The sequence below is a fragment of the Pedobacter sp. AC190 genome, assembly GCF_979258025.1.
This window is the reverse complement of sequence record NZ_OZ409824.1, coordinates 4336856-4360281: the sequence shown is the minus strand read 5'-3', so window position 1 is coordinate 4360281 and position 23426 is coordinate 4336856. Positions and strand designations below refer to the sequence as shown.

Annotated in this window: 21 protein-coding genes; 8 read left to right on the top strand and 13 right to left on the bottom strand. The window is 33.9% G+C overall.

Annotated elements, in window-relative coordinates; all coding sequences use genetic code 11:
- Positions 1–41 precede the first annotated feature (41 nt).
- The 7 genes from ccoS to ACZZZI_RS19170 form a co-directional block, all read right to left on the bottom strand.
- A complete protein-coding gene (gene ccoS / locus ACZZZI_RS19200) occupies positions 42–227 on the bottom strand; it encodes a cbb3-type cytochrome oxidase assembly protein CcoS (RefSeq protein ID WP_316758360.1) in 186 nt (61 codons plus the stop codon).
- A complete protein-coding gene (locus tag ACZZZI_RS19195; RefSeq protein WP_463490761.1) occupies positions 224–2608 on the bottom strand; it encodes a heavy metal translocating P-type ATPase in 2385 nt (794 codons plus the stop codon). The genes ccoS and ACZZZI_RS19195 overlap by 4 nt, the downstream gene beginning before the upstream one ends.
- 12 nt (positions 2609–2620) lie before the next feature.
- A complete protein-coding gene (gene hemN / locus ACZZZI_RS19190; protein WP_316758364.1) occupies positions 2621–3967 on the bottom strand; it encodes an oxygen-independent coproporphyrinogen III oxidase in 1347 nt (448 codons plus the stop codon).
- On the bottom strand, positions 3967–4398 hold the full coding sequence (locus tag ACZZZI_RS19185; RefSeq protein WP_424057852.1) for a Rossmann-fold NAD(P)-binding domain-containing protein: 432 nt from the start codon (positions 4396–4398) through the stop codon (positions 3967–3969). Before ACZZZI_RS19185 ends, hemN begins: the two co-directional genes overlap by 1 nt.
- 508 nt (positions 4399–4906) lie before the next feature.
- On the bottom strand, positions 4907–5938 hold the full coding sequence (locus ACZZZI_RS19180) for a response regulator (protein ID WP_463490758.1): 1032 nt from the start codon (positions 5936–5938) through the stop codon (positions 4907–4909).
- A gap of 14 nt (positions 5939–5952) precedes the next feature.
- A complete protein-coding gene (locus tag ACZZZI_RS19175; protein ID WP_316758370.1) occupies positions 5953–7146 on the bottom strand; it encodes a PAS domain-containing sensor histidine kinase in 1194 nt (397 codons plus the stop codon).
- A 48-nt stretch (positions 7147–7194) separates the two neighbouring features.
- Positions 7195–9021: a hypothetical protein gene (locus ACZZZI_RS19170; RefSeq protein ID WP_463490756.1), complete on the bottom strand. Its 1827-nt coding sequence runs from the start codon at positions 9019–9021 to the stop codon at positions 7195–7197.
- 274 nt (positions 9022–9295) lie between these two features.
- Between ACZZZI_RS19170 and ACZZZI_RS19165 the strand changes: the two genes are divergently transcribed.
- From ACZZZI_RS19165 to ACZZZI_RS19155, 3 genes are all read left to right on the top strand, one after another.
- Positions 9296–11737 (top strand): outer membrane beta-barrel family protein, encoded by a 2442-nt coding sequence (locus tag ACZZZI_RS19165; RefSeq protein WP_463490754.1) that lies wholly within the window; start codon positions 9296–9298, stop codon positions 11735–11737.
- A 261-nt stretch (positions 11738–11998) separates the two neighbouring features.
- On the top strand, positions 11999–12769 hold the full coding sequence (gene xth, locus ACZZZI_RS19160) for an exodeoxyribonuclease III (protein ID WP_463490752.1): 771 nt from the start codon (positions 11999–12001) through the stop codon (positions 12767–12769).
- A 97-nt stretch (positions 12770–12866) separates the two neighbouring features.
- Complete coding sequence (locus ACZZZI_RS19155) at positions 12867–13145, top strand: hypothetical protein (protein WP_316758378.1); 279 nt, start codon at positions 12867–12869, stop codon at positions 13143–13145.
- Between the two features lie 543 nt (positions 13146–13688).
- Here ACZZZI_RS19155 and ACZZZI_RS19150 read toward each other — a convergent pair.
- Positions 13689–13985, bottom strand: a complete 297-nt coding sequence (locus ACZZZI_RS19150; RefSeq protein ID WP_463490749.1) for an RNA recognition motif domain-containing protein — start codon at positions 13983–13985, stop codon at positions 13689–13691.
- A gap of 282 nt (positions 13986–14267) precedes the next feature.
- Between ACZZZI_RS19150 and ACZZZI_RS19145 the strand changes: the two genes are divergently transcribed.
- The 5 genes from ACZZZI_RS19145 to ACZZZI_RS19125 all read left to right on the top strand — a co-directional run bounded on the left by ACZZZI_RS19145 (position 14268) and on the right by ACZZZI_RS19125 (position 20163).
- Positions 14268–15140: an OmpA/MotB family protein gene (locus ACZZZI_RS19145; RefSeq protein WP_463490747.1), complete on the top strand. Its 873-nt coding sequence runs from the start codon at positions 14268–14270 to the stop codon at positions 15138–15140.
- A gap of 846 nt (positions 15141–15986) precedes the next feature.
- Positions 15987–16556: a UbiX family flavin prenyltransferase gene (locus ACZZZI_RS19140; protein ID WP_424058259.1), complete on the top strand. Its 570-nt coding sequence runs from the start codon at positions 15987–15989 to the stop codon at positions 16554–16556.
- 97 nt (positions 16557–16653) lie between these two features.
- Positions 16654–17976, top strand: a complete 1323-nt coding sequence (mtaB, locus tag ACZZZI_RS19135) for a tRNA (N(6)-L-threonylcarbamoyladenosine(37)-C(2))-methylthiotransferase MtaB (RefSeq protein WP_463490745.1) — start codon at positions 16654–16656, stop codon at positions 17974–17976.
- Positions 17977–18157: 181 nt separating this feature from the next.
- Positions 18158–19312 (top strand): prolipoprotein diacylglyceryl transferase, encoded by a 1155-nt coding sequence (locus ACZZZI_RS19130; protein ID WP_424058261.1) that lies wholly within the window; start codon positions 18158–18160, stop codon positions 19310–19312.
- Between the two features lie 59 nt (positions 19313–19371).
- Positions 19372–20163, top strand: a complete 792-nt coding sequence (locus ACZZZI_RS19125; RefSeq protein WP_463490742.1) for an inositol monophosphatase family protein — start codon at positions 19372–19374, stop codon at positions 20161–20163.
- Between the two features lie 215 nt (positions 20164–20378).
- On the opposite strand, the gene ACZZZI_RS19120 is transcribed toward ACZZZI_RS19125, so the two are convergent.
- The 5 genes from ACZZZI_RS19120 to ACZZZI_RS19100 all read right to left on the bottom strand — a co-directional run bounded on the left by ACZZZI_RS19120 (position 20379) and on the right by ACZZZI_RS19100 (position 23320).
- Positions 20379–20930 (bottom strand): NifU family protein, encoded by a 552-nt coding sequence (locus tag ACZZZI_RS19120; RefSeq protein ID WP_316758392.1) that lies wholly within the window; start codon positions 20928–20930, stop codon positions 20379–20381.
- Between the two features lie 87 nt (positions 20931–21017).
- Positions 21018–22364 (bottom strand): adenylosuccinate lyase, encoded by a 1347-nt coding sequence (gene purB / locus ACZZZI_RS19115; protein ID WP_316758393.1) that lies wholly within the window; start codon positions 22362–22364, stop codon positions 21018–21020.
- Between the two features lie 133 nt (positions 22365–22497).
- Positions 22498–22710 carry a hypothetical protein gene (locus ACZZZI_RS19110; protein WP_316758396.1) on the bottom strand — a complete coding sequence of 71 codons (213 nt, stop codon included), beginning with the start codon at positions 22708–22710 and terminating at the stop codon, positions 22498–22500.
- A gap of 95 nt (positions 22711–22805) precedes the next feature.
- Complete coding sequence (locus tag ACZZZI_RS19105; RefSeq protein WP_316758398.1) at positions 22806–23006, bottom strand: hypothetical protein; 201 nt, start codon at positions 23004–23006, stop codon at positions 22806–22808.
- Positions 23007–23104: 98 nt separating this feature from the next.
- A complete protein-coding gene (locus ACZZZI_RS19100) occupies positions 23105–23320 on the bottom strand; it encodes a PG1828 family lipoprotein (protein ID WP_316758399.1) in 216 nt (71 codons plus the stop codon).
- Between the last annotated feature and the right edge of the window lie 106 nt (positions 23321–23426).

The window sequence follows — 23426 nt, the reverse complement described above, 5'->3', positions numbered from 1 at the left end:
AGTTTTTGTAAGGCAAATGTATCTCTGGATGCCAGACGTAATTATGATTGTGGTTTGTTTGAAATGTGATTTTCATCACTTTTATTTTCTTCATCATCGAAAAGTATTCTAAATCCAGGTGTGTAAACATCGTCGTGTTGCCCTGTTTTCGAAGCCCAGAAAAATGCTGCAAGAAAAACTAAGGCCATTAATACACTGCAGCCCACTAAAAAATATAAAATGTTCATAGCTTGTTTTTTTTAGCAAAATAATGAGTAGCAATGGAGGTGAAAGAGATAATGGTTATGGTGCTAATAGGCATCAGCACAGCTGCAATTAAAGGATAAAGCGTTCCCTGGACAGCAAAATAAATTCCAACGCAATTGTAGATAATGGCTATGGCGAAACTGATTTTTACAACTTTCAAGCCATCTCGACTTAACGCTATAAAATTTGGAAGCAGATTAAGGCTGTTTCCAGTTAGAATGGCATCGCATCCTGGAGTGAAATTGTTGATGTTATCCGTTATCGCAACACCGAAGTCACTTTGTTTTAAAGCGCCTGCATCGTTTAACCCATCACCAAGCATCATCACCTTGCGGTTTTTTCTTTGCTCCTGAAGTATATAATCTAACTTTTGATGCGGGCTTTGCCTAAAGTTTATTTTGGTTTTAGTCGGAAACATATTTTTTAGTGCTGCATATTCCTGATCGGTATCGCCAGACAAAACATGAAGCTGAAATTTTTTAGCCAGTTTTTGTATGAACTGAGGCAACCCGCTTCGCCATTGCTGTACCGCCTGAAAACTTCCTTTATACTGATTATCGATAACGATATGCGTACCGTTACTTTCTTTAATCGCAGTATTTTTTGGTAGGATAGAACTGTTTCCTAAATAAATTTTTTGATGGTGAATTGTGCCTGATATCCCTTTTCCTGGGATTTCGGAATAGGTTGTAACAGTTAAAAACTCCTCGTAGTGTAAATGCTTTAATATTTGGCGACTTAGTGGATGCGATGAGTTTCTAACCAGAGATGCAACCAGTGTTTGTTCATAATGATCAAGAATGCCAGTATAAGAGAGTGTCGCATTTTCTGTGCAGGTTAGCGTTCCTGTCTTATCAAAAATAATGGTATCGCTGGCTGCCAAGGCTTCAACAGCATCTGTATTCTTTACATAAAATCCTTTTTTATCAAAAATTGATAAAATGGCAGAAAGTGTAAATGGTGTGCTTAAAGACAGAACACATGGGCAAGCTACAATAATAACCGCTGTAAATGCAGCCCAGGCTTTATGATTATCGTTTTGAAACAGCCAATAAATGGTAGCTGAAAATGCAATGATGAACACACCAAGGCTGAAATATTTTGCAATACGATCGTTGAAATTTTGCTTTTTTAAATCGGTTTGATAATTTTCGTGATTCCATAGCCCTGTAAGATAACTTTGTGATACAGGTTTAACCACTTCCAATTCTATTGCTTCGGCGGTTTGACGACCACCAGCGTAAATAATTTCACCCAGTACCTTATGTATAGGTTCTGCTTCGCCAGTTACAAAACTCATATCCATCCATGCATCGCCTTTCATTAAAATTGCGTCGGCAGGAATGATTTCGCCATTTCTAATCCAAAGCCGATCTCCAATAGTAATTTCTTCAATGGCGATTGGTTTTTCTATACCATTATTAATTGTGGTAACTGCAATTGGAAAATAGGAGCGGTAATCCCGATCGAATGAAATGTGGTGATAAGTGCGCTGCTTAACCCATTTGCCCATTAATAAAAGGAAAACAAGTCCTGTTAAGGTGTCGGCAAACCCAGGTTCATTGGTGAAAATTACATCATACGCAGTTCTCGAAAACAACATGGCAATAATTAGTGCCAAAGGTGTATCGAGGTTAATTTGCCTATGTTTTAAACTTGTCGCGGCAGAAATAAAATAATCTTTACCGCAATAAAATGCTGCTGGTATTGAAAATGCAAGATTAAGCCAGCCAAAAAGATGCTGAAATTGTTTTTCTAAACTGTTTAATCCGAAATATTCGGGAAAGCTGAATAACATTACGTTACCCATTAAAAAACCTGCAACGGCAATTTTTTGTATGAGCGATTTATTAATAGAGTGGCTATTTTCTTTAACCACATCCTGCAAGCTGATTAAAGGCTCATAGCCGATATTGCTCAGGATTTCGACTAGTTTACGTAGCGAGATTTCTTCGTGTTTAAAACTAATGGTTACCTGACGTTTAAGAAAGTCTATCCTAGAAGAAAATATGGCTTCGTTTATTTTATATAGGTGTTCTAAAAGCCATATGCAGGAGCTACAATGAATCGCAGGGACGTAAAACGTTACAATACTGGCTTTATCGTGTTTGTAATCCAGCAGCTGATTAATAATTCCAGGTTCATCTAAATATTCAAAATGATTAGCATTTTGGATTCTTTTTCCAGGTGAATCATTGTAACTGTAGTAATTGCATAGATTATTTTCAGATAGAATTTTATAAACACTTTTACAGCCAGTACAACAAAAATCGTAACCATCTAAACTAAGCTTAATATCGTCCAAAGGTTCGCCGCAATGGTAACAAAGTTCTTTTGTAGCAATTTTATTTTGATTTTGCATAGCCCGAAGGTTTTAGATAGAATAGCTGAACATTTGACTTTTTGGCTCCTTTGTCCAAAGGCGGTCATCAAGCGCCATGCAGATGTTTCTTAAAAAGGGTTTCCCTTTGGGATTTACATTCAATAAATTTTCCTTTAGAGAAATCAATCCATCTTCAATTAGAGGAATTAGCTTATGATGTGCCATTTTCGGTATTTGATCGTGAAAAAGGCTTTTACCATCGCACATAATATTTCGAATATGCTGGCGGATTTTTAAATCTTTACGAGATAAAATATGGCCTTTTTCTAAAGGAAAATTGCCTTTTTCTATATATTTTAAATAGGATTCTACAGTTTTAATATTTTGGGCGAATGCCGTATAACTATCACTTATTGAAGAAACACCAAGGCCGATAAGTAATTGCGTATGTTGATGGGTATAACCCATAAAGTTTCTGTGCAGTTCATTTTTTTGAACAGCAGTAAATAGACTATCATGTCTTCTGGCGAAATGATCCATGCCAATATCTTCGTACCCAGCTTCGATTAATGCATTTTTACCCAAGTTGCATAAATTGAATTTGGATTCACTATCGGGCAAATCCTTTTCAGTATAACGGCGTTGTCCTGGTTTTAACCAGGGCACATGTGCATAACTGTAAAATGCAATCCGATCAGGATTCATTTTAATAACTTTTTTTAAGGTTTCTGTTAAACCATCAACCGTTTGAAAAGGAAGGCCGTAAATTAGATCGAAGTTAACTGAAGTATAACCGATGTTTCTTGCTAAAGCAGTAATGTTTTCAACCTGTTGTGGTGTTTGAAAACGATTGATCATTAACTGTACTTTTGGATCAAAATCTTGTATGCCAAAGCTTAATCGGTTAAAACCTAATTGATGAAGCGTAACTAGATGCTCCTTTGTTGTATTATCTGGATGTGCTTCAAAAGAAAACTCGGCATCAGGAGCAATTTCACACTGTTCTAATATTCCATTGATTAGTTTCTGAAGATTAGCAGCGCTGAAAAATGTCGGTGTTCCACCACCAAGATGCAATTCTTTAAGTTTAGGTTTAGTACCCAAAACATTCAGATACATATCCCATTCCTTTAATAAGGCATTTATGTACGGCTGTTCTACCCCATGGTTTTTGGTGATTCGGGTATTGCAGCCACAATAAGTACAAAGATTTTCGCAAAAAGGTAGGTGAATATATAAACTGATACCCTCTGATTTATAATCTTCAAAAGTGTTTTTTACAGAAATTAACCATTGCTCTTGATTAAATTTATCTGTTTCCCAAAAAGGTACGGTAGGGTAACTGGTGTAGCGTGGTGCGGCAACATTATACTTCTTAAGCAGTGCTAAGGTATCCATTATGCTTTGTTTAATGTTTTGGTAACTGAACAGTTATTTTGACAACAGCAAGCGGTTCCAACGCATTTACCAGCTGCCCAATTATCTAAATTTTTAACTACCTGCAACATTCTGTCTAATGCACTTTGCCCATCCTTGAAGGGTACATTTGCAATTTTAAATCCTGCTGTAGCAGCCGATTTTAAATCGAGATGACTGGTTTCGAAAGAGGAGGTTGCAATATATTTTACCCCCAGTTCTTTAAGTTTATTAATGAGCTCCTGGTTTACAGAATCGTTGTTGAAAACAAGTAGAGTTTCTTTGCCTTCAGCAAAAGCAATGGTTTCAGCAGAAAGACTATTAGCAATAATTGTGATATCGTGTTTTTTGTGATTTGCCAGAACCAGGCATTCTTTTTCTTCGGGCTTAATATTGTAGGCAATTGCTTTCATAAACAAATTTTTAGTTCTCAAAACTATAATTTGTTGGTAGTCTGTGTCGTGAGGTTAATCAGTTGAAAAAGTGATTTTCGTCAGAGATCTGTTTCCCCAGCAGATAAACTTGTTTAAACGCTGAGAAAAGTTAATAATGGTTATAACTTAACATTGTTTCCATCAATTTACTGCTCCTAGAGCCTTGTACCTTTTTGAGCATTGCATTCTCTTGAAAAGGAATACTAGCGCAGCAGATTAGGGTCATCGTTTGAACATCCAGCTAGCAAACCTAAAGCGACCATGGATTGCACACGGATTTGAGTCGGACTTGATTATTATCTGGAAATTTCGGAATAGAATATTTTAGCTTAGAATTTTAAGTAATGTATTACTTTGCTTAATCAAATATTGTAATACTGGATAGATTAGCTAATGTAGAGGTGTGACTTTAATTTATTACGGTAATATTATTGGTTATCAATTTCTTAGTGATGCAGATTAAAGTATTTTTTCATGCAAAATCGACTTATTGTTTAATGTTTTTCAGTTTTGAAATTGCACAAATCTTAATTGCATTACCAGTTTTTTCGATAAGTTTTTCTTCCTTAAAATCGGCAAGCATTCTACTCACTGTTTCGCTTGCTGTACCTACCATCGCGGCAAGATCGTCTCGTGAAATTTTTATGGTTGAACTATCATTTTCAATGTTTCCGAATTTTTCTGCAACTTGAACCAAAGCATCGGCTACACGCTTTCTAACGGAGAAGTAGGCCAGTTGAAGCATTTGATTTTCCTTATCTCTTATGCTCCCAGATAATAATCTAATAAAAGCCGCTGATAGCGGTTGATGCTGGTATAGGTAATCGGTAAAATCAGCTTTTGGAATTAAAACCAATTCACAATCTGCCAGTGTTGCAGCATTATCTTCGTAATCAGATTCCGTAAAGAGACTTTCGTAACCAAAAAAATCGCCCGCATGATATAGTGCAGAGGAAAGTTCTCTACCATCTTTAAATCTTTTGTAGGTTTTTACTTGTCCTTTTTTTACATAGTATACATGTGTGGGCTCATCTTCTTCTACATAAATAATTTGCTTATTGGCTAAAACACGACTTTTTCCTTTTTTTACCAACTCTATAAATAAAGATTTTGTGTCAACTTCGTTACCGTTAAAATTACCACTGGTTTTGTTTTTTTTAAGCCTGCCTTCAATAGCGTTAAGTAGTTCTATATCATCAAAAGGTTTAGTTAAATAATCATCAGCACCCATTTCCATTCCCTTACGCATGTCTGCTCTTTCGCTTTTTGCAGTAATGAAAATAAAAGGAATAGTTGCCGTTTGTGGATTTTTATGTAATAAGTAAAGCACTCCATAACCATCAAGTTCTGGCATCATAATATCGCAAAGAATCAAATCAGGATGATGTTTTGTAGCCTGTTCGACTCCAATTTTTCCATTATCGGCTGTAAATGTTTCGTAACCTGCAAGCTCTAAAATTTCGGCAGTGCTTTCTCTAATGTCATCGTTGTCTTCTATAATTAAGATCTTCTTGCTCATGCGAGGTAAGGGGATTAGTTATTGGTAAATGGGAATTTTAAAGTTATGGTTGTACCTATATTTTGTGCACTCTCGCAGGCAACATTTCCGTTCATTAATCTTACGTAACGTTTCACAATATTTAAACCTAATCCTGTTCCAGGAATGCTTCCTGTATTATGTGCTCTGAAAAAGGGCTCAAAAAGATTATGGAGATCGGTTTCTGGTATTCCAATGCCATTATCTTTTATTTCGATTAAAAGTTCATCATCTTTCAAAATGCTGTTAAACTGAATCATTGTGTTTTCGCCAGAGTATTTTATAGCATTAGAAATTAAATTGATTACGCTGTTTTTTAATAAATTAATATCAAGGAAGACTTGTGCAGAAATACCTTTATGTTCGTATATAATATGCTGATCTTGTTTGCTTATAAGCTGCATTTCCTCAACAATTTCTTCAGCAAAATTAATAATGCTAAACCATGTCGGATGAACTTCAACCTTTCCTGCTTCCAGTTTTTCGAGAGAAAGAAAATCGTTTAGTATTGTGGTTAAATTACCAACTGCGTTTTTAATTTTACCAGTATGTTTTTCGATGTTTTCGATATCTTGTTTTGGCGTGTACTTATCGATTAAAGTAGCCGATAGTTGTATCGAACTTAATGGTGTTCTAAATTCGTGTGATGCCATTGAAACAAATCTTGTTTTAAGTTGATTTAGTTCTTTTTCTTTTATGAAAAGTGCATTTACGTGTTCTTTCGCCGATTCTAATTCTGCTACAAGTTTTACCAAATCTCTTGTTCGATCTCTAATTTTATCTTCAAGTTCTTCAGTATAACTTTTAATTCTGGCTTCATCTTCCTTATGTTTACTCAAATCGTGTATAAAACCAGTATAGATCTTTCTATCGCTAAATTTTACTTCACTTACACCAAGTCTGAAAGGGAAGGTTGATCCATCTTTTCTTTGTCCAATAACCTCTCGACCAATTCCTATAATTCTTTTTTGCCCTGTATTATCGTAATTTTTAATGTAGCCATCATGTCGTTCCTTATCTGGCTGCGGCATTAATGCCGAAACATTTTTACCAACAAGTTCTTTAATTTCGAAGCCAAAAAGTTTTAGCGCTGCGGGATTTACATGCTCAATGATGCCTTTATCATCAATAGTGATGATGCCATCTATAGCATTTTCGATAATAGCACTAAGTAATTTTGCTCTTTCCATAACCAGTTACGTAATATTGATCAAATTGAGTAGGGTATTCAACTAATTTTATTTCAATTGGCTCAAATTTAATAATTGTGGGTTTATACCTTTAATATTTAGCACTGCTTTTTCAAAAAGTATGATTTGTTCATCACTCCAGATTTTTAAATTAACATCAACTCCTTTAATATTTGTAAGATAATAATCTATTCCAGTCATCAGCTGATTATAAAATTTATTCAGATAATTCTGTTTCTTCTGATTCAGGTTCTCCACATTTATTTTTAATTCATCGCTGAAATTCTGCAATTCCTTTTTTAGGTAATCAATATAAAGACCAAGTTCTTTTACAAATAAATTAGGACGATTAACACCTTCAAGCAAATTTGTTTTTCCATAAATATGGTCTACCATTTCTTTTAAACTGTACTTTTTTGAAAAATAAGCGAGGTTTGGGCCAGGACAAATGCTAACCGCCATACTTTCTTCAGGTTTTAAAATTTTATCTTTAATATATATTGAGGCACATAAGCCTTCGCAAAGACAAACTTTCTCGGTAACCAAATCAATTTGTTTATTCAGTTCTCCATCAGTTAGTGATAAGGCTTTTAGCGCTTTAATTTTAAGATTTTGATATTGCCTTGAAGCAGTACAAATTGGTTGTTTGGTAAATTCGGTATTGGTGCAAAGGTATTTCTTTGTACAAGGACTTCCAGGTCGGTTTTTCGAAATTCGGTAAAGTCTTTCTTTTTCGGCGGTACTCTTTTTAAAGTTGTTAAAAGGTACACCAAGCGGCGAAGAGTTACTTAGATAAAAGTCAATTTCGGTGGCTTCTGCTAAATTATTTTGTGTCTCTTCGTCAACATTTGTAGCTTCTTCCACCAATAAAAACGGACTTCCCCAGCCAGTTGCATCAAGTCCGTAGGCCTGCATTAGATAATCATGCTCATCAGATGTTCCAATTCCACCTTGTGCTGTTATTTTCTGTTTTGGTTTTGCGTTGATGTTGATGTTTTTTTGTTGCAGGGCTGAAGCATAAATCGACCATAATTCTTCAATTAATAAGCTGCGATTTTCTTTGAATTCCTGCAAAATCGGTCCCAATAAAAAGCCTTCGGTCGCAAAGGCATGGCCGCCACAATTTAAGCCCGATTCGATTCTAAATTCTGAAACCCATAATCCTTTTTTTGCAAGCATTTTTGCCTGTATCAATGCAGAACGGTATTCGCTAACTTTTAAAATTATTTTTTTTGAGAAATTGGAATCTGCATTTGGATAGAAATCTGTAAAATCTTCTATGTAGCTATAAAGCCGTGGATTTAGTCCAGCAGAAATAACTACCGCGGATTGAAGTTCGCTATTTGCAAAACCTCTTAAAGCGGCAAGTGCATCTGTGTTTTCGTTTCCTAAATTGATGTGGTTAGCAAAATTTACTTTATCTACTTTTGCCATAATATTTACATCAATACTTCCAGCTTTTACCTCGTTTCTTAACTGGTTTTCTAAATTTTCTCGCTTTTTGCCGATCGGCAATTTGAGCATATTGTTATAGAATTTTTTTTGAATGGTGTTTTCGTCAAGTAACTCAAAATATTTGGTTAATTCTGTTCCGGCTTCAAAGCTTTGCTTTTTAATAAATTCAATTTGATTATCGATTAGTTTTTTTAAGAGGTTAAGGTAGGCGGTAATTCTTCTTGCTCGGCTATTGGTTTCAGATTTGTGAATGTTAACATAAGGCTCGTTATTTAAGTCTGAATGATATTTTCGCATTCGTTCGCAAAGTTCATCATCAACGATTGATACAACTGATGAAATTCCAAATCTGGCAACTTTTAAAGGTGTATCTATGGAGTAGGCGAGACCCAGAACTGGTATATGGAAAGTATGTGGCATGATATTTTTAGAAACAAAATAACATATAGTCTAAGTTTTAAGATGTGACATCGGTCACTTTTTAGGTTGACAAAAATTACTTTTTCCAGCTTTTTCCTTTATCCTGTTTTTGTTACTTTTCGTTTCTTTTTGATTATCAGGTTTATATAAATTTATTTAGAATTCTTTATTTCATCGTGCAACTAATTCTATAGTTTTTCGTCTTATAGAAAATGAGTGCTACTTATATCTCAATGAAAAACAAAAAATAAATTATTAGCTAATCCTATCTTTTATGAGAAAAACCATCTACTACACGTTCTCAACGCTGTTATTTTTAAGTATTCTTCCATTTATTTCGCTAGCCCAGGTGCCATCAGGCATAATTAAGGGAAGCGTAATTGATTCAGCCTCTAAAAAACCCATCGAATTTATTACTGTTGCGGTGAAAAAGGATGGTGTGGTATTTAAAACCACGATTACACCCGAAAACGGACAATTTACTTTCGAAAAAATTCCTTTTGGTAAGTATACTTTAACAGCAATCGCAGTTGGTTATACCTCGAAAACAATTGCTGCCGAACTTAAGGAGGGGAATGTTGCTGTTAATGTTGGCCAAATTGCACTTGCTTCTCAAACCAATAACTTGGCAGATGTTTCTGTTTCAGCTTTACGACCGATTATAAAGCAAGAAGTTGATCGGATTAGTTATGATATTCAGGCAGATCCTGAAAGCAAAGTTTTAACGGCATTAGATATGATGCGTAAGGTTCCTTTGCTTTCTCTTGATGCTGACGATAATATTAAGCTAAAAGGAAGTGGTAATTACAAAATCTTAATCAATGGAAAACCATCCAGCATGGTTGCCAGAAGTCCAAAAGATGTACTTCGCAGTATGCCTGCTTCATCTATTCAAAAAATTGAAGTAATTACAACGCCACCAGCTAAGTATGATAGCGAAGGACTTGCTGGTATTATCAATATTATTACCAATAAAAAGATTGATAATGGCTATAATGGAAGCTTAAATCTTCGTCATCAATTTCCTATAGGCGGACCAGGTATTGGTGGTTTTGTAACTGTAAAACAGGGTAAATTTGGTGTTACAGCTTACGGAGGGACAGGGTTTTACAGTTCGCCTGAAACTGAAAATATAAACTCCAGATTAACGACTGGTGCAAATCCATCAGAATTATTAAATATAGGCCGCCGAAAATTCGATAATAATTATCGTTATGGTGGTGCTGAATTGAGTTTCGAAATTGATACTTTAAATTTAATTACTGCCGAAATTAACCCTTACAGTGGCTATAATAAATCGACCAATACTCAAATATTTAGGTTGGCAAGTCCTGCTTCAGTTACTGCTTACGATTTACTAAGCCAAAACCGATTTGATTGGAGTGGTTTAGATATGACGCTGAATTACCAGTTGGGCTTTAAAAGTAATAAAGAAAGGTTATTAACTTTCTCTTACAAATATAGTAACGGCAATAATCCTCAAAAAAACGATTTGAGTTTTAGTAATCGCCAAAATTATAACGATCCAAATTACATTCAGCAAAATGATAGCCGATCGAGAGAACAAACCATTCAATTAGATTATGTTCATCCAGTTAAAAAATTAAATATAGAAGGTGGTGTTAAGGGGATTTTAAGAGATAACAATAGTAATTTTGAATATCGTAGGTTCAATAATATTGCTGGGAATTATGAAATAGATCCGACTAGAACAAATATTTTTAACAACAATCAAGATGTGATTAGTGCTTACAATTCATATTCTTACAACTTAACCAATTGGGGATTTAAGGCTGGCGTTAGAATCGAAGAAACTTTTGTAAAAGCCGACTTTATCAGTAACTCGTCAAATGTAAACAACGATTATTTTAATATTATCCCATCATTTTCTGTAAATCGTAAATTTAAAGATCAGAGTAATTTAAACTTTGGTTATACACAACGCATCGAAAGGCCAGGAATTGATAATTTGAACCCTTTTGTAGATCGATCTACTCCAAATTACGAATCAACAGGAAATCCTGACCTGGAAGCTGTTTTAAGCAATAACTTTGAACTTACTTACAGCAAGTTTAAAAAAGGTTCGATTAACGTAGGCGTAAGTTATAATTTTGCGAATAACACGATTCAAAATATTGCAGTTTACAACGATGTAGATAAAATAACCCGAAGCACTTTTGCAAACATTGGTAAAGACAAAACCTTAATAGCCAATTTAAATATTAATTATCCGCTAACGCCAAAATGGAATTTAAGCTTAAGTGGCAATATAGGTTACAAATGGTTGGAAGGAGCAATTAATGGCGCTTTAACCAAAAACGAGGGTGTAACTGGTTACTTTTATGTAAACACAGGCTACAAATTCGAGCACCAGTGGAGGGTAAACGCAAGTTTTAATTATAGTGCTCCAGATGTATTGTTGCAAGGAAAATCGGGCGAGTATTATTTTATGTCGTTTAGCGGAAGTAAAGAAATTATTAAGGATAAGCTGACTTTATCAGCAGGCGTAAATAACCCATTTGCTAAATACAGATATTATGAAACCTTTTTAGAAGGCCCAAATTTTACTCAAACTTACCGAGGACAGAATTATAATCGTTCGATTAATGTGAGCTTAAACTGGAAGTTTGGAAAACTGAAAGATTCCATTAAAAAGAGTCAGAGAAGCATCAGTAACGATGATGTGAAAAGTAGCGGAAGTAAATCGGGAGGATAAAATTAAGGCTTAGTTTTTTAAAAAACTAAGCCTTAATTTTTAAAGGCATGAAAAATTGTAGCAATGATTAATACGCAAACAATTGCCTGAAGTACAAATATGGTTTTCTTTTTCATATTCAGTTTTTTATATAAAACGATACGTAAAGAAATAATGCTACAGCATTAATTGTGTTTTTCTGAAAAATATAACTGGCAATTTCTTTGCATTCTGTTTCGATTTCTTTATCATTATAAGTATTGAATTTTAAAGCTTATTCTAATGAAAATTGCAACTTATAATGTTAATGGAATTAATGGTCGCCTTCCAGTATTACTTCGTTGGTTGGCCGAAACCCAACCCGATGTTGCCTGTTTACAGGAACTTAAAGCGCCAGATGAAAAATTTCCAATAGAAGCAATAAATGCTGCAGGGTATAATGCCATTTGGCATGGGCAGAAAAGCTGGAACGGGGTTGCTATTTTAGCGAAGAACAAAGAAATTAAAGAATTGAAGCGAGGACTTTCTGGCGATGATGAGGATTTACAAAGCAGATATATAGAAGCTATGATTGATGACGTTGTCGTTGCTTGCCTGTATCTGCCGAACGGTAATCCTGCGCCAGGGCCAAAGTTAGAATATAAACTTGCATGGTTTGAGCGTTTAACCGCACACGCCGCCAAACTTTTAACATATAACTTGCCAGTTGTTATTTGTGGCGATTACAATGTAATTCCAACAGAATTGGATGCTTACAAGCCCGAGCGTTGGGTTGATGATGCGCTTTTTCGCCCAGAAGTTAGGGCTGCTTTTAATAGTTTGATTGCTCAAGGTTGGACGGATGCCATTCGAAAAATTTATCCGACAGAAACAATTTACACTTTTTGGGATTACTTCCGCAATGCGTATGGAAGAGATTCTGGTTTACGTATTGATCATTTCTTGTTGAGTCCTTTACTAAAAGATAGATTAGTCTCTGCTGGTGTAGATAAAAACGTTCGTGGTTGGGAGAAAAGCAGCGATCATGGCCCAGTTTGGATAGAAATTAAGTAAATAAGCCATCTGTAAACTTTTTGTATTCTATCTGTTACAGGTTACGCAAGCGCAAAATATTTTGCTAATTTAAAGCGTTAAAAATAACCTAAAGCTTATGGAAAACTTGAAAGACGAAAAGAAAATTACGGCCTTCTTGAATAAAATTAAATCTGAATGGCCAGGGAAAATCGAAAGATTTGAATTTAAAACAGCAACTGTTATTTACATACATCTTAAAGAAGGTATTTCGAGCATCGATTTTTTAGGCAGTTTGTCTAAAAAGGTAGAAAAACTTGTTGATTTTACGATTCCAATTATTCTTTATCATATTGAAAGTGATGGAATGAATTTACGCTCCCATCCAATAAACTGGTACTCTTCTCTAAGCAAATAATAGCAAAATGATATCTGCAGGAAGTATAAAGCTTCCTGTATCTTACGTGCTTATCCTTCGATATAAATTACCTTAAATGTTTTCTTCAAAACATTTTTTTTAATCCCTTACCAAATAATTTTAATGTTTAAAGATCTGAATGATGAATGCCTTTGTCAAGTTTTTTTTTCAATCTAACGTAAACAGTATCCGTTAATATAGCCATATTAGATTGCGGTATTTGCAAAAAAAAATCTGCAGAAACTAATTCATTCTATTTTCTCTAAGTGGAAATTAAGAATACTACTGATAAGGCATAAACAACAAATGCAGGATAAATTAATATCCTGCATTTAACAAACAATTAATCAGAGTCTCTCAACAATAATTAATGAATTGTAAGTTTAGGTATTTATTTACTTACGTCAAAAGTATTTTTAATTTTATTTAAGAGTAGGTAAAAAAAAATCCAGAACAAGTTTTATTCTGAATTTTTATGTTTTATAACTAAATAATTAGATTACAGATGGTTATTGTGTATTTTATATTGTAGCAGATGTAAAATTACTTAGATGTTCTCTTTGTAGCAAATTTTTGGAAGCCAGGTTTTTTGGGAGGTTCTTCTTCCGAAATTTTAATATTTAAAACATTTCCTTTAAATGTTTCGCCATTAAGATTCGAAATAACCTTTTGTGCGTCTTCAACTTTCAGCATTTCTACAAAAGCATATCCTTTACATTTGTGAGTAGCCCGATCACGAACAACTTTTATCGTTTCAATAGTGCAATACAAGCCAATAAGCATTGCCAAGTCCATTTCACTTACATCAGGCCTAAGCCCGCCGACAAAGAGTTTCGTCATTAGAGGTAAATTTGTTTTAGGTTGTAAAATTCTGCAAGTTAATTTTTTTAAGGAGATAAATCAAGCCTATAAATAACTTAATTGTTTTGTAGTTAAGCGTGTTAAGTTTTCAGGCATCATATTAACTTTCTAAATTAGAACCTTTCATAACAATTAACTTTTTTTAACTAATGGATTGATTTAAAGTTAATAATGCTTAATTTTTTAATCAAAACTTTAAAAGGGACCGATTGTTGTAATTGATTATATAAAAATTTATAATCTTAAAATAAATAAGAAGTTATGAAACTTTACAAATCAATCCCATTAATGTTTCTCTCGATACTTTTGATTTCAAGTTGTGTAAGTAATAAAAAATACACAGAACTGCAATCAACATTTGATAAGCAGCGTGAGCGCAATCAGGAACTTAGTAATAAATATCAGGATAGTCAAAGAGAGCTTTCTGGAGCAAACAGCCGTTCTAAAAGTTTAGAAGAGCAAATAGCTTCTGAAAAGGCAAACAGAGTTGCCCTGCAAGAGGCATTAAACAAATGTTTAAGTTCTAGTAATCAAGGAAATGTTAATATATCTAAGTTAGTTGATGAAATTAATAGTTCTAACCAGTACATCAAACAATTAATAAATACCAAAAGCAAAAGCGATTCGCTTAATATGGTGTTAACAAATAATTTAACACGTTCTTTAAGTAGAGAAGAGCTGGGCGATGTTGATGTTCAGGTGCTTAAGGGAGTTGTTTATATTTCATTAGCCGATAATATGCTTTATAAATCAGGTAGTTACGAAGTTTCTGATAAAGCAAATGAAACACTTAACAAAATTGCCAAAATCATTAAAGATTACGATACTTATGATGTATTAATTGAAGGTAATACAGATAATGTTCCAATTACCCAGGTTAATATTAGAAACAACTGGGATTTAAGTGCTTTAAGAGCGTCATCTGTCGTTCAGGCACTGCAATCAAAGTATGGTGTCGATCCGAAAAGATTGACAGCAGGAGGAAGAGGAGAGTTTAATCCAATCGCAGACAATAGTACGCCTGCAGGCAAAACGAAAAACAGAAGAACTCAGATTATCATCACTCCGAAATTAGATCAATTTATGGAATTAATCGGTAAAGCACCTAAAACTACGGATGCTCCGAAACAATAGTTATTATTAATCAAAAAAAAGCCTCGATTTAAATCGAGGCTTTTTTTTGACATTTTTAAAATTATTGGTACAAGATGTCAATTGTAATGATTTTGAAATATATTTTTTGACACAATAAGTATCCAATTTTGTAAATGAGTTTGAATATTTTAATATCCCTTAAAATGAGCGAATTGAGTTAAGTTTGGCTGTAATTTTTCTTATGACGAACGATAGCAAATACAGATTTAAAACATTTAAATATTCTATGCAGTAAATTTGGACTAAAATTTATCAGGATATTATCTTACATGTTTAGCAATTGGCCACCCTTGGCTTTATAATGAGTATGTTAATGGAAGATTACCGACGGAATACGAAAATGATAAGGTGATGAATGATCTGATCGAGTAGTTAATTAGTCAAATCTACAAGAAATAGTTAATTCTAATTTAGTCAGAAAAGCTACTAAAAACCCTCAGTTTTACTTTCAAAGCCCTCAAAAATTAAGTTTATAGATTTCAATATTGATATGATTTTACTTTTAAAGTATATCTACGCAGACTTTTACAAGTGTTTTTAATTACATATACTATACGCTTAGTGTAATTTTAGCTGTTTTACCGCTTAACTATTGTTTGTCTTGGTGTTTTTATAATGCTCATATACAGTGTGTTATAATGTTATTTTGACATTCAATGTGTCTTTTACTCAATTTAACACTTAACAATTATCTTTTTTTAAAAAAATATATATATTTGTTCTTACCCTTTCGAGGGTATGTTTTTCATAGGTAGATGTAGGGTCAGAACTTTGTTCTGGCCCTTTTTTGTTTTGTCTGGTCAATTAATCTTATTTTTGCTTGTTATGATTAAGAAAAAAATAATTGTTGCTATTACAGGTGCCAGCGGCTCGGTTTATGCAAAGGTTTTGTTTGATGAGCTGGTTAAACTTTCTGATCAAATAGAAGCCGTTGGAGTTGTAATGAGCGATAATGCCAAGGAAGTTTGGCAGTTCGAATTGGGTAACCAAAACTATCTCGATTATAATGCCTTTACATTTTACAATAAAAACGATTTTAATGCGCCATTTGCTTCTGGTTCTGCAAAATATGATACTATGATTATTGTGCCTTGTTCTATGGGTACTTTAGGTAGAATTGCCCATGGAATTTCTAACGATTTAATTTCGAGAGCTGCAGATGTTGTTTTGAAAGAACGCAGGAAGTTAATTGCCGTAGTTCGTGATACACCTTTTAGTTTAATTCATATTAATAATATGAAAACGGTAACGGAAGCTGGCGGAATTATTTGTCCTGCTAATCCATCATTTTATAGTTTACCAAAATCGATAGAAGAAGTAGCCAAAACTGTTGTTAGCAGAGTTTTAGATTTAGCAGGTTTTGAACAGGATAGCTATCGCTGGAATGAAAATTAGCGTTTTCGAAAGCGCAATTGTTATCTTACTGTAAGTATATTTTAATCTAAAATCGTAAATCAACAATCTAAAGTGAAAATTGTATCTTTGCAGGCTAATGAAAAAGGTCGCATTTTATACACTTGGTTGTAAATTAAATTTCTCTGAAACATCTACCATTGGTCGTTTATTCACCGATGCAGGTTATGCCGTTGTCGAATTTCAGGATGCTGCAGATGTATATGTTATTAATACATGTTCTGTAACCGACCATGCCGATAAAAAGTGCCGTAAAGTTGTTAAAGAAGCTTTAAAGCATTCTCCAAATGCTTACGTAACCATTGTAGGTTGTTATGCACAATTAAAACCACAAGAAATTGCCGAGATAGAAGGCGTTGATATGGTTTTGGGAGCCGCAGAAAAATTCAGAATTGTTGAGTATATTTCTGATTTAACTAAAAACCCTAAAGCTATTGTTCATCAGCAAAATATAGAAAAGGTTAACCATAATTTTATTGCTTCTTACTCAATTGGAGATAGAACCCGGACTTTCTTAAAAGTTCAAGATGGTTGCGATTATCCGTGTACTTATTGTACCATTCCTTTAGCTCGCGGGGCAAGCCGTAGCGATACAATTGAAAATGTTGTTAATCGGGCTAAAATGATAGCCGAAGGCGGGGTTAAAGAAATTGTGCTAACAGGTGTTAATCTTGGCGATTTCGGTATAAGAAACGGTCAGCGTGAAGATAAATTTTTCGATTTAGTTAAAGCGCTTGATGAGGTGGAAGGTATTGAAAGAATCCGTATTTCATCAATAGAGCCAAATCTTCTAAGTAACGAAATCATTGAATTTATCTCAACTTCAAAAAGATTTGTACCACATTTTCATATTCCTTTACAATCTGGTTCTGATAAAATTCTAGGTTTAATGCGTCGTCGTTACCGCAGAGATTTATATGTAGAGCGTGTTGCCAAAATTAAAGAAGTAATGCCAAATTGCTGCATTGGTGTAGATGTTATTGTGGGTTTCCCTGGCGAAACGAAAGAAGATTTCTTAGATACTTATCAATTCCTAAATCAACTTGATATTTCCTATTTACATGTATTTACTTACTCTGAACGCGAATTAACAGCAGCTGCAGAAATGAAAGGCGTTGTTGCAGGTAGCGAACGCAACGAGCGAAGTAAAATGCTTCATATTTTATCTGATAAAAAACGAAGAGCTTTTTATCAATCACAAATTGGTAGCGAAGCTGAAGTACTTTTCGAAGCTGATCAAAAAATGGGTTATATGCACGGTTTTACTAAAAATTATGTAAAAGTTCGTGCAAAATACGACCCAATTATGGTAAACGAACTTAAAGCAGTTAAGCTTTTAGAGATGACTGCCGATGGAGAGGTTGAGGTAGCTGAATTAGAAACAACTTATGCTCATCATTAATATTTATTATTATTGAGTAATAAGGCGGATTATAAATAAAATTCAAAAGAATTCATTTTGAAATAAAAGAGATTCTGGTTAATCCAATTTACCTAGGGCCTTTTATCTTTAGTCTTCCAGCTTTCACCAAAATGCTTTCTGCTTTACGCTTTCTTTACTATCTTCGCTTCAAATTATTTGTATGTTTCCTACCGTTTCGCACTTTTTAGAATATCTTTTTGGTATTAATTTGCCACTTCCTTTTAATACTTTCGGTGTTTTTGTAGCGCTTGCATTTGTTGCAGGTTACTGGGCATTTACTCAAGAATTAAAACGAAAAGAAGCTTTAGGCATTCTTCATCCTTTTAAGAAAAAAATTATAATTGGGAAGCAAGCAACTACGTCCGAAATGCTGTTAAACGGACTATTTGGTTTTATAATTGGCTACAAATTAATTTATGCGCTTTTAAACTATAAACTTTTTGTAAATGATGCGCAATCCGTTCTAATGTCTGCAAAAGGAAATGTTATTGGCGGTATTTTACTGGGTTGTTTATTTGCTTACTGGGATTACAAAGAAAAGGATAAGCATAAATTAGCATCCCCAAAAGAAACTCTGGTAACTGTTCATCCATATCAATTAATGAGTAACTTAATTGTTTGGGCTGCTGTTTGGGGCTTTTTAGGCGCTAAGTTTTTCGATAATTTAGAATACTGGGATGATTTTGTTCAACATCCAATAGAAAGGCTTTTATCTTTCAGCGGTTTAACCTTTTACGGCGGATTAATTTGTGGAGGCGCGGCAGTATTAATCATTGCTAAACGAAACGGAATTAAGCCATTGCATATGTTAGATGTTGGTGGTCCAGGAATGATGTTAGCGTACGCTGTTGGTCGCATTGGTTGTCATTTATCAGGTGATGGCGATTGGGGAATTGTAAATTCTAATCCGAAACCGTTTTCATGGTTGCCAGATTGGCTTTGGTCTTATAAATATCCTAATAATGTAGTGGGTGAGGGAATTCCTATTCCAGGATGTGGTGCTGGAAAATTTTGTAATGAACTTGCTCAAGGTGTTTATCCAACTCCAATTTATGAAGTTATTGTTTGCTTAATTTTATTCGCTTTCCTTTGGAAGATAAGAGATAGAATTAAAGCGCCAGGATTAATGTTTGGTATTTATATGATCTTAAATGGTGTAGAACGTTTCTGTATCGAATTAATTCGTGTAAACTCTAAATATCACGTTCTTGGCTTACCGCCATTCACACAGGCAGAAATGATTTCTACTTTCCTTGTAGTTGGCGGCATTGCATTGAGTATTTATGCTTTGAGGAATAAAAATAAGTTAGCCTAATTTTTTTAATAAATTCATTTTAAAATGTCAGCAAAAATATATTTTGTTGTTAAATAACCATGAATTACGAATTACTATGCAATAAAGTGATATCAATAGTTAGGCTTACAGGAAATTTTATCCGTAAGGAAGCCATGCAATTTGATGCTAATAAAATCGAGTACAAAGGTTTAAATGATATGGTTTCGTATGTAGATAAAACTGCAGAACTGAAACTTGTTCAAAACCTGGAAAAACTTATCCCTGATGCGGGGTTTTTAACTGAAGAAAAAACGATTAATCGAGAAGGTAAAACCTACAAGTGGATAATTGATCCTTTAGACGGCACAACTAATTTTATTCATGGTTTGCCTACTTATGCAATTAGTGTTGCCTTATACGAGGATGATAAGGCTGTGTTGGGCGTTGTTTATGAGTTAAATCGGGGTGAGATGTTTTATTCTTATAAAGGTGGCCCTGCTTTTATGAATAAGAAAGAGATCCAGGTTTCTGTTAATCCTGATTTGAAATCGAGCTTATTGGCAACTGGTTTTCCTTATTATCAATTTGATAAACAGGATCAATACTTACAATTATTGTCAGAAATGATGCAAAAAACCCATGGTTTACGTAGAATGGGTTCGGCAGCGACCGATTTAGTTTACGTAGCATGCGGGCGCTTTGATGCTTTTTTTGAATATAATTTGCAACCTTGGGATTTTGCAGGAGGTTGTTTTATTGTTCAGCAAGCTGGGGGAGAGGTTTATAACTTCTCTGGTGGTGACGATTTTTTTAATACACGAGAAATTGTTGCAACCAACGGAAAACTTAGTGCCGAATTACTAGAAGCTATTAAAAGGCATTTTGCTTAAATCTCTACCGCATTACATTATCGAATGCAGAAAAACTGACGGCTATTCATTAGCGATGCGGATATAATTTCAGCATAATTATCACCGTTGAGCATGATTATATCTGCGATAATCTCCGTAATTAGCAGGGAGAATTAAATAGCACAAATATCGTAAACGAAAAATGGCCAACCAAATCGGTCAGCCATTTTATATTTAAATTGAAAAATGCGCAATTATAATGCTTCCGAAACTACATCTGTAACTTCAGGAACCATTCTTTGTAATAAATTCTGAATGCCTGATTTTAATGTAATTGTAGAAGAAGGACAACCACTGCAAGAGCCACGAAGCTCAACGGTTACAACGCCTTCATCAAAAGATTTGTAGGTAATCGCACCGCCATCTTGCTCAACTGCAGGACGAACATAGTCGTGAAGTATTTGTTGAATCTTTATTTCAGTCTCAGAACCTTCAAAGTTAGGCGCTTCTTCCGAAGTATCTTCTTTAATTTTTAATTCTGATTCAACAGCACCTTTTACAAATTCCTTCAAAATGGCTTCAATATCTGCCCATTCTGCATCGTCTGTTTTAGTTACTGTAACAAAGTTACTGGCGAAAAATACACCAGAAACAAAATTGAATTTGAATAACTCTTTTGCAAAAGGTGAATGATCTGCACTTTCTTTGGTTGCAAAATCTTCACTTCCATTAATTAACAGCTTGTTAACCATAAATTTCATGGTAGCTGGATTAGGAGTTTGTTCTGTATATACGTTAATGGTCATGTCTTAATCTTTTTGAATAAACAAAATTAACAAATACTGATTAATAAAGCTTTTCTATGCTGTCTGTTTATCGTCAATTTAATTTGATTAAAAAACACCAGTGTAATTAAATGGTGTAATTGTTCTTAATTGAACTTTAACATTTTCTGCAACAGCTAAACCTTCTATAAAATCAGCGATACTAGTTGCATTAATTTTAGTATTTGTTCTGGTTAACTCTTTCAAAGCTTCGTAAGGATTTGGAAAATTTTCTCTACGTAAAACGGTCTGAATTGCTTCTGCAACCACTGCCCAGTTATCATCTAAATCTGCGTGCAAAGCTGCTTCATTTAATAAAATCTTATTCAAGCCACGTAAAGTAGCGTTAATAGCAATTAAAGTATGACCAAACGGAACTCCAACATTTCTTAATACAGTTGAGTCTGTTAAATCTCGCTGTAATCGAGAAATTGGTAATTTAGCTGCAAAAAATTCAAACAAAGCATTTGCAATTCCTGCGTTTCCTTCTGCATTTTCAAAATCGATCGGATTAACTTTATGAGGCATAGCAGAAGAGCCTATTTCACCTGCTTTTATTTTTTGTTTGAAATAATTTTTAGAAATATAGGTCCAGATATCTCTATCTAAATCAATAATAATGTTGTTAATACGTTTTAAAGCATCACATTGAGCCGCAAATTGATCGTAATGTTCAATTTGTGTGGTATGTTGTGCACGTGTTAAGCCTAAGGTTTTATTCACAAATTCGTTAGAGAAATTAATCCAATTAACCTGCGGATAAGCAATATGATGTGCGTTGAAATTTCCAGTTGCACCACCAAATTTAGCACTATTCGGTACAGCTTTTAGTGCTTCAAGCTGGATGCTTAATCGTTCTGCAAATACCAAAAATTCTTTACCCAATTTAGTAGGAGAGGCGGGTTGCCCATGAGTATGCGCTAACATTGGAATATCTTTCCATTCTGTAGCTAAAGCGTTAATTTTTTCGATTAATGATTCAATTGCTGGATAATAGCTCCTGTTGAGCGCCAGTTTGATAGAATAAGGAATTGCGGTATTGTTAATATCCTGAGAGGTTAAACCGAAGTGAATAAATTCCTTATAATCTTGAAGAGATAAAACATCAAATTTATTTTTGATAAAATATTCTACAGCTTTAACATCATGATTGGTTACTTTTTCCGTTTCCTTGATTTCTAAAGCATCTGTTTCCGAGAAATTTTCATGGATTTTTCTTAATTCGGTATAAAGCTTTCTATCAAACTTTTCCAAACCTGGAAGGTTAATTTCGCAAAGCGCAATAAAGTATTCTATTTCAACAAAAACACGGTATTTTATTAATGCTTCTTCTGAAAAATAAGCAGCTAAACTTTCGGTTGTTTTTCTGTAACGACCATCAACAGGAGAAATTGCTTGTAGTGAGGTTAAATTCATTATGCGGAATATATTTTTGCCGCAAATTTACTACAATTGATGGATTTTAAGGACTTTGTTAAGTAAAGAATTGTATGGAAACAAAAAAGGCCTTGAAAATAATTTCAAGGCCTTTTGATTTTTTTAATATTAACTAGTGAGCTTTAGCAGCAGAGTCAACTTTAGCAGCAGCAGAATCAACAGTTTTAGCAGCAGAATCCATAGTTGCAGCAGCAGAATCAGCTGTAGCAGATACTGTAGTATCAACAGCTGTAGAATCAGCACCTTCAGCTTTTTTCTCTGAACAAGCAACAACTGATAAAGATAAAGCTAAAGCTAAAAAGCCTAATTTGAATGCATTTTTCATTTTAAATTTCGTTTTGAGTTTTTTAATTAATTAATTACCTTTTAATACCAGTAATTTAAAAAGGTAACCCAGTTATTTTAAAAATAATTAAAAAATTAATTTAATGATTTTATTGTGGTGTCTTTTTTAACAGAATCGGCAATGTTTGTATCGACTGGTTTTGGAGCTACAGGTGCAATTGTTGACGAATCAACTAATGTAGTATCGATATCGTCTGATTTTTTATCGGAACTACAAGCCATGAATGAAATAGAGATGACCAGGGCCAAAAAACTAAATTTGAATACATTTTTCATAACACAAATTATTTTAATTAATGATTTTAAAAAGTTATAAAATTAAAAAAGGCCTTTGAGAAAACTCAAAAGCCTTTTTTATGTGTCTAAAATATTGACTAGTGAGCTTTAGCAGCAGAATCAACTTTAGCAGCAGCAGAATCAACTTTAGCAGCAGCTGAATCAACAGTTGCAGCAGCAGAATCAGCAGTAGCAGCTAATGTAGTATCAGCAGCTGTTGAATCAGCACCTTCAGCTTTTTTTTCTGAGTTACAAGCAACAACTGATAAAGATAAAGCTAAAGCTAAAAAGCCTAATTTGAATGCATTTTTCATTTTTGAATTTTTTTAAGTATTAATTAATTTACTGTTAATGCCGCAAAGGTAAAAAGGTAACCCGATTATTTTGAAAAAAAATAAAAAATATTTTTTGGCTAATTGG

Coding starts and splice junctions, on each gene's coding strand:
- ACZZZI_RS19175 (WP_316758370.1), bottom strand. CDS start 7,146: ATGGAAAGAGCAAAATTACTTAGTGCTATTATCGAAAATGCTATAGAT.
- ACZZZI_RS19155 (WP_316758378.1), top strand. CDS start 12,867: ATGGAAAACTTGAAAGACGAAAAGAAAATTACGGCCTTCTTGAATAAA.
- ACZZZI_RS19170 (WP_463490756.1), bottom strand. CDS start 9,021: ATGCCACATACTTTCCATATACCAGTTCTGGGTCTCGCCTACTCCATA.
- mtaB (WP_463490745.1), top strand. CDS start 16,654: ATGAAAAAGGTCGCATTTTATACACTTGGTTGTAAATTAAATTTCTCT.
- ACZZZI_RS19120 (WP_316758392.1), bottom strand. CDS start 20,930: ATGACCATTAACGTATATACAGAACAAACTCCTAATCCAGCTACCATG.
- ACZZZI_RS19140 (WP_424058259.1), top strand. CDS start 15,987: ATGATTAAGAAAAAAATAATTGTTGCTATTACAGGTGCCAGCGGCTCG.
- ACZZZI_RS19130 (WP_424058261.1), top strand. CDS start 18,158: ATGTTTCCTACCGTTTCGCACTTTTTAGAATATCTTTTTGGTATTAAT.
- ACZZZI_RS19150 (WP_463490749.1), bottom strand. CDS start 13,985: ATGACGAAACTCTTTGTCGGCGGGCTTAGGCCTGATGTAAGTGAAATG.
- ACZZZI_RS19110 (WP_316758396.1), bottom strand. CDS start 22,710: ATGAAAAATGCATTCAAATTAGGCTTTTTAGCTTTAGCTTTATCTTTA.
- ACZZZI_RS19145 (WP_463490747.1), top strand. CDS start 14,268: ATGAAACTTTACAAATCAATCCCATTAATGTTTCTCTCGATACTTTTG.
- ACZZZI_RS19185 (WP_424057852.1), bottom strand. CDS start 4,398: ATGAAAGCAATTGCCTACAATATTAAGCCCGAAGAAAAAGAATGCCTG.
- ACZZZI_RS19195 (WP_463490761.1), bottom strand. CDS start 2,608: ATGCAAAATCAAAATAAAATTGCTACAAAAGAACTTTGTTACCATTGC.
- ACZZZI_RS19165 (WP_463490754.1), top strand. CDS start 9,296: ATGAGAAAAACCATCTACTACACGTTCTCAACGCTGTTATTTTTAAGT.
- ccoS (WP_316758360.1), bottom strand. CDS start 227: ATGAACATTTTATATTTTTTAGTGGGCTGCAGTGTATTAATGGCCTTA.
- purB (WP_316758393.1), bottom strand. CDS start 22,364: ATGAATTTAACCTCACTACAAGCAATTTCTCCTGTTGATGGTCGTTAC.
- ACZZZI_RS19180 (WP_463490758.1), bottom strand. CDS start 5,938: ATGAGCAAGAAGATCTTAATTATAGAAGACAACGATGACATTAGAGAA.
- ACZZZI_RS19105 (WP_316758398.1), bottom strand. CDS start 23,006: ATGAAAAATGTATTCAAATTTAGTTTTTTGGCCCTGGTCATCTCTATT.
- ACZZZI_RS19100 (WP_316758399.1), bottom strand. CDS start 23,320: ATGAAAAATGCATTCAAATTAGGCTTTTTAGCTTTAGCTTTATCTTTA.
- xth (WP_463490752.1), top strand. CDS start 11,999: ATGAAAATTGCAACTTATAATGTTAATGGAATTAATGGTCGCCTTCCA.
- hemN (WP_316758364.1), bottom strand. CDS start 3,967: ATGGATACCTTAGCACTGCTTAAGAAGTATAATGTTGCCGCACCACGC.
- ACZZZI_RS19125 (WP_463490742.1), top strand. CDS start 19,372: ATGAATTACGAATTACTATGCAATAAAGTGATATCAATAGTTAGGCTT.